General features: G+C 68.4%; 5 protein-coding genes. 4 read left to right on the plus strand and 1 reads right to left on the minus strand.

What is annotated here, in order from left to right; translation table 11 throughout:
• A partial coding sequence (locus AOK01_RS37495) for an FAD-binding oxidoreductase (RefSeq protein ID WP_055519694.1) occupies positions 1–1,560 on the minus strand: 1,560 nt, incomplete at its 3' end.
• Positions 1,561–1,994: 434 nt separating this feature from the next.
• Between AOK01_RS37495 and pstS the strand changes: the two genes are divergently transcribed.
• The 4 genes from pstS (at position 1,995) to pstB (ending at position 6,176) form a co-directional block, all read left to right on the plus strand.
• The gene (gene pstS, locus AOK01_RS37500) at positions 1,995–3,122 is read left to right on the plus strand and encodes a phosphate ABC transporter substrate-binding protein PstS (RefSeq protein WP_055519696.1); all 1,128 of its coding nucleotides are present in this window, start codon (positions 1,995–1,997) and stop codon (positions 3,120–3,122) included.
• Between the two features lie 107 nt (positions 3,123–3,229).
• Positions 3,230–4,291 carry a phosphate ABC transporter permease subunit PstC gene (gene pstC, locus AOK01_RS37505; RefSeq protein WP_079104069.1) on the plus strand — a complete coding sequence of 354 codons (1,062 nt, stop codon included), beginning with the start codon at positions 3,230–3,232 and terminating at the stop codon, positions 4,289–4,291.
• Entirely contained in the window at positions 4,288–5,349 is a 1,062-nt protein-coding gene (gene pstA / locus AOK01_RS37510) for a phosphate ABC transporter permease PstA (protein ID WP_055519699.1), read from the plus strand. Before pstC ends, pstA begins: the two co-directional genes overlap by 4 nt.
• A gap of 50 nt (positions 5,350–5,399) precedes the next feature.
• Positions 5,400–6,176: a phosphate ABC transporter ATP-binding protein PstB gene (pstB, locus tag AOK01_RS37515; RefSeq protein WP_055519701.1), complete on the plus strand. Its 777-nt coding sequence runs from the start codon at positions 5,400–5,402 to the stop codon at positions 6,174–6,176.
• Positions 6,177–6,420 lie beyond the last annotated feature (244 nt).

Here is a 6,420-nt window from a genome sequence, read left to right on the forward strand (position 1 = left end):
CTTTAGGGATTTTAGGTGGGGGGCCGCTGAACCGTAGTACGCCTTCTGCCAGTTGGGGAGGGTGGGGTCTGTGTAGTTTTGGTAGGCCGCGCCCGACGCGTAAGGGCGCATTGCCTTGTGGGCCTCGGTCAGCCAGGACTGCGATGTCGTGCCGGACGTGCCCGGGCGCCACGCCGCGATGTACTGGGCCAGCATCCGCGAGCGGCGGTGGACGAAGGCCGTTGCCGTGGGGTCCACGCGGTTGATCGCGCCGCCGAGAGCCGTGAGCGCGATGGTGCCCGTGCCGCCCCTCACCCCCGCGATGCGGGACAGCAGGGTCCCTATGCCCGCCGCCGAGATCGAGCGGTCGAAGAAGTCCGAGCGGCCCGCGTACGTCTCGCGGCCCAGTGCTCCCTGCGTCGAACGGCCCGGGGTGCCGCCCGGGAGGTGGCACTGGGCGGCGGTCGGGAAGGACGAGCAGCCCGCGTACACCTCCATCGCCTCCTCGTACGAACGGCGCTTGAGGGAGATGCCCCGGGCGGAGGCGCCGATCCGGTCGGCGAGGCGGTCGACCGCGTTCTGCAGTTCGCCGTACGTGCCGAGCGAGAACGCGGACACGGAGACCGTGGGCGTGCCGCCGGCCGCGTTCGCGAGGTGGACCGAGGACCAGATCTCGTCCGGCTGGTCGGGGCCCCACTCCTGCCAGGCCTCGACGACCGCCGCCGCCCTGGACCACGGCCAGGACATGTTCGCCGTGACGCCCTGCGGCGCGGGGTGCGTGGTGAAGCGGAGCTCCGTTACGACGCCGAAGTTGCCGTTGCCCGCGCCGCGCAGGGCCCAGAACAGGTCCTTGTTCTCGGTCGCGCTCGCGGTGAGCTGCTTGCCGTCCGCCGTGATCAGGGTCGCCTGCGTGAGGCTGTCGCACGTCAGGCCGTACGCCCTCGACACCACCCCGTGGCCGCCGCCCAGCGTCAGACCCGAGATGCCCACCGTCGGGCAGGAACCCGCCGGGATCGTCACCCCCTTCGCGGCGAGCGCGCGGTAGACGTCGATCAGCTTGGCGCCCGCGCCGACCACCGCCTCGTTCCCGGACGCCCGCACCTCGGACAGCTTCGACACGTCGACGATCAGCCGGCCGTCCCCCGAGGACCAACCCGCGTACGAATGGCCGCCGTTGCGGATCGAGACGCGGATGTCGTGGGCGCGGGCGTACGCGAGCGCCGTACGGATGTCGTCGGTGTGGGCGACGTACGCGACCGCCGTCGGCTTCAGGGAGTCGAAGTGGGTGTTGTAGAGCTGGCGGGCCGCCGCCCAGTCGGTGTCGCCCGGGCGGACCAGGGGCCCGTCCAGATCCTTGGTCAGCGCTTTCCAGTCGGCCGCCGTGGAGCCCGTGGAGCCTGTGGAGCCTTTGGTCGTCGTGCTCGCTCCCGTTGGTTCGGTGGCTCCGGGTGCGCCGGGCTTGCCTTTTCCGCCGGTCGACCGTGGTTCGGGGCTCTTGCCGGAGCACGCCGCCGACGCCGCTGTCACCGCGACCGTGAGCGTGACCGCGGCGCTGCCGCCGATGAACGTACGCCGTTGCATGTGTGCCTCCCCGCCCCCGCCGTCCCCTGCTACCCGTTGCTCCCGCTACCCGTTGCTCTCTTTGAGGAGACGGGACGGTCGTCCGGCGGGTTCCACAGGCCGGGCCCGGCAATCTACCGGGACGGGATCGGCCGCCGACGTGTTACGGGCAGGAAGGAAGGCTTCCGGTTGTCGGGACCCGTACGTGTTCTGCCCGTGAGCGTTCCGTGACCTCACCGCACTGACGGCAGGGGTTCACCCTCCGTTCACTCACGGCCATCGGCGGCTTCACCTTTTCTGCCTAATTTCGGCCTTACCCGGTGCGTGGTGCGGACGGAAGCAAGTTCACGTACCGGAGAGCTCAACAGCATGAAGCAGCCTCGTGCGGACGAAGAGGCTGCCCCACGACATCGCACGCTGCCGGCAACGGCGGCTTCTGGAAGGAACTCCCGAAAGTGAAGCTTCAGCGCAAGAACCGGCTTCGCGCCCTTTCCCTCGGTGCTGTCGCCGTCTCCGGCGCCCTTGCGCTGACGGCGTGCGGCTCCGACGACACCGGTAGCAGTGGGAGCGGCGACAGCACGACGGCCGCCAACAGCTCCATCAAGTGCGACGACGCCAAGGGCCAGCTGCTGGCCAACGGCTCCTCCGCGCAGAAGAACGCGATCGACGCCTGGGTCAAGCAGTTCTCGACCGCCTGCAAGGACGTGCAGATCAACTACAAGTCCGAGGGTTCGGGCGCCGGTGTCACGGCGTTCACCCAGGGCCAGGTCGCCTTCGCCGGCTCCGACTCCGCGCTGAAGCCCGAAGAGGTCACCGCCTCCAAGGAGGTCTGCAAGGACGGCCAGGGCATCGACCTGCCGATGGTCGGTGGCCCGATCGCCGTCGGTTACAACGTCCCGGGTGTCGAGGGCCTCGTCCTGGACTCGAAGACCCTCGCGGGGATCTTCGACAGCAAGATCACCAAGTGGAACGACGCGGCGATCAAGAAGCTGAACCCGGACGCCACGCTGCCCAATCTCAAGATCCAGGCGTTCCACCGCTCGGACGAGTCCGGCACCACGGACAACTTCACCAAGTACCTGATCGCCGCCGCGCCCGACCAGTGGAAGTACGAGGGCGGCAAGGCCTGGCAGGCCAAGGGCGGCCAGTCCGCGGCCGGTTCCTCCGGTGTCGCCCAGCAGGTGAAGGAAGTCCCCGGCGCCATCAGCTACATGGAGCTGTCGTACGCCAAGGACGGCATCACCGCGGCCAAGCTGGACACGGGCGCCAGCGCGCCGGTCGAGGCCACCGTCGAGAACGCCACGACGGCCATCGCGGACGCCAAGGTCGTCGGCACCGGCGCGGACCTCGCGCTCGAACTGAACCGCGCGACCAAGGCCGACGGCGCCTACCCGATCACCCTGGTCACGTACGAGATCGTCTGTGACAAGGGCAACAAGGCGGAGACCCTGGCCGCCACGAAGGCGTTCCTCACCTACATCGCCAGCGAGGACGGCCAGAAGGTCCTGGCCGAGAACGACTACGCCCCGATCCCCGAAGAGATCATCGCGAAGGTCCGTACGACCGTCGCGAGCCTGAGCTGATCTGAGCGTGTGGTCCGGCCCCTGACCAGGGGCCGGACCGCACGCCGTCCGGTGCACCGCCGCCTGGGGCCGCACACAGAATGTGGCCCCGCAGACCGGAGAAACTCATGGAAATATCCACAAAGAACCCAGATAACTCAGATAACCCAGATAACGCAGACAACCCGGGGAATCCCGAGAGCCTCGAAGCGCCTTCGCGTCTCTCGCCGCCCTCCGGTGCCGAGCAGAAGCGTGCGGCCCGTGGAGCGACCCGCCCCGGAGACCGGATCTTCCTCGGTCTGTCCCGTGGCTCGGGCATCTTCCTGCTCGTGATCATGGCCGCGATCGCGATCTTCCTCACCTACCGCTCCGTGCTCGCGATCAGCAAGGACGAGAGCAACTTCCTCACCACTCTTGAGTGGAACCCGACCGCCGCGGAGCCGAGCTTCGGCATCGCGGTCCTGGTCTACGGCACCGTCGTCTCGTCGATCATCGCGATGGTCATCGCGGTCCCGATCGCGGTCGGCATCGCCCTGTTCATCACGCACTACGCCCCGCGCAGGCTGGGCGGGGCCATCTCCTACGTGATCGACCTGCTCGCCGCCGTACCGTCCATCGTGTACGGCCTCTGGGGCGCCCTGGTCCTCGCGCCGCATCTGATCGGTCTCTACGGCTGGCTGGACGACTACTTCGGCTGGACCGGCATCCTGGACTGGCAGGGCGGCGCCCCGCGCTCGCTGTTCACCGTGGGCATCCTGCTCGCCATCATGATCCTGCCCATCATCACCAGCGTGAGCCGCGAGGTCTTCCGGCAGGCCCCGCAGATGCACCAGGAGGCCGCGCTGGCCCTCGGCGCCACGCGCTGGGAGGTCATCCGCATGTCGGTGCTGCCCTTCGGCCGCTCCGGCATCATCTCCGCCTCGATGCTCGGCCTCGGGCGCGCGCTCGGCGAGACGATGGCCGTGGCCACGGTCCTCTCCTCAAGTTTCGAGATCAACGCCAGCCTGCTCGACCCGGGCGGCGGCACGTTCGCCCAGAACATCGCCAGCAAGTTCAGCGAGGCCACCGTGATGGGCCGGGACGCGCTCATCGCCTCCGGCCTGGTGCTGTTCGTCATCACCCTGCTGGTCAACGGCGCGGCTCGCATGATCATCGCCCGCCGCGCGGAGTACTCGGGGGCCAACGCATGAGCCAGATCACAGAGACGCAGCCGCCCAGCTCCCTGCAGGGCGCGACGCTGCCCAAGTGGACCCCGTGGGCGATCGCCGCGGGCTCGGTCGCCCTCGGCCTCGGCATCAGCGCCGCGGCCGGCCTGGACAGCAGCATCCAGTGGGGCCTGATGGCCGCGATCTTCTTCGTGGGCGGCTCGTACGGCATCGCCGCGCGCGTCGAGGGCCGCCGGCAGGCCAAGGACCGGGTGGTGACCAGCCTGGTCTGGGTCGCCTTCCTCCTCGCCGTCGTGCCGCTGGTCTCGCTCATCTGGGAGACCGTCAAGCGGGGTGTGAAGGTCTTCGACGGCTACTTCCTCACCCACTCGATGGGGCTGATCGCCGACGACGAGCCCGGCGGCGGTATCTACCACGCGATACTCGGCACCCTTGAGCAGGTCGGCATCGCCACGGTGATCTCGGTGCCGGTCGGCATCCTGACCGCGGTCTACCTCGTGGAGTACGGACGCGGCAATCTCGCCAAAGCCGTCACCTTCTTCGTCGACGTCATGACGGGTATCCCGTCGATCGTCGCGGGTCTGTTCGTCCTCAGCTTCTGGATCCTCATCCTGGACATGGGTCCCTCCGGGTTCGCCGGTTCCATGGCCCTGACCATCCTGATGCTGCCGGTGATCGTCCGCTCCACCGAGGAGATGCTCAAGCTCGTACCGAACGAGCTGCGTGAGGCCTCGCTGGCGCTGGGCGTGCCGAAGTGGCGCACCATCATGAAGGTGGTGCTTCCGACCTCCATCGGCGGCATCACGACCGGTGTGATGCTCGCGGTCGCCCGTATCACGGGTGAGACCGCTCCGGTGCTGCTGCTGGTGTGGGGTTCGGCCTTCATCAACACGGACCCCTTCGACGGTCCCCAGGCCTCGCTCCCGATGTACATCTACCAGCAGTACGCGAACAGCGGCGGCGCCGGTGTGGCGTACGACCGGGCGTGGGCCGCGGCGCTCACGCTGATCGGGTTCGTGATGATCCTGAACCTGGCGGCTCGCGGCATCGCCCGCTGGAAGGCCCCCAGTACCGGTCGCTGACGCGGCCAGACAGCGACCAGTAGTCCTTCTCGAAAGAAGCAGTGATCCCCATGGCCAAGCGAATCGACATCAGCGGCCTCAGTGCCTACTACAGCTCGTTCCGAGCCATCGAGGACATCTCGATGACCGTCGAGCCCCGTTCGGTGACGGCCTTCATCGGCCCGTCCGGCTGCGGCAAGTCCACCTTCCTGCGCACCCTCAACCGGATGCACGAGGTGACGCCGGGCGGTCGTGTCGAGGGCAAGGTCATGCTCGACGACGAGAACCTGTACGGCGCCGGGATCGACCCGGTGGCGGTGCGGCGCGAGGTCGGCATGGTCTTCCAGCGCCCGAACCCCTTCCCCACGATGTCCGTCTTCGACAACGTGGCGGCGGGGCTGCGGCTCAACGGCAGCTACAAGAAGTCCGAGCTGGGTGACGTCGTGGAGAAGTCGCTGAAGGGCGCGAACCTCTGGAACGAGGTCAAGGACCGCCTGAACAAGCCCGGTTCAGGGCTGTCCGGCGGGCAGCAGCAGCGGCTGTGCATCGCCCGGGCGATCGCGGTGGAGCCGAAGGTTCTGCTCATGGACGAGCCCTGCTCGGCGCTCGACCCGATCTCGACCCTGGCCATCGAGGACCTGATCGGTGAGCTGAAGGAGCGCTTCACGATCGTCATCGTGACGCACAACATGCAGCAGGCGGCGCGGGTCTCCGACCGGACGGCGTTCTTCAACCTGTCCGCGGTCGGGCAGCCCGGGAAGCTCATCGAGATCGACGACACGGAGCGGATCTTTTCGAACCCGTCCGTGCAGGCGACCGAGGACTACATTTCCGGGCGGTTCGGCTGAGCCGGTGCCGATACCTGGTCTGAGTCTGAAGACCCCTCGCGGTGCTGCATGGCGGTGCCACCGCGGGGTCCGATAGGGCCCGCCTCCCGGCTGCGCCGGGGGGTGGGCCCGTTGGGTTTCCTCGCCCCCAGACCCCGCTAAAAGATTGCGCAGTTCCCCGCGCCCCTGGGTACCTAGGGGCGCGGGGAACTGCGCAGCGGGGGTTCGGGGGCGGAGCCCCCGAGTACGGGACGGGAAGGGTAGG

This window comes from Streptomyces aurantiacus (assembly GCF_001418335.1).
GTDB lineage: Bacteria > Actinomycetota > Actinomycetes > Streptomycetales > Streptomycetaceae > Streptomyces > Streptomyces aurantiacus.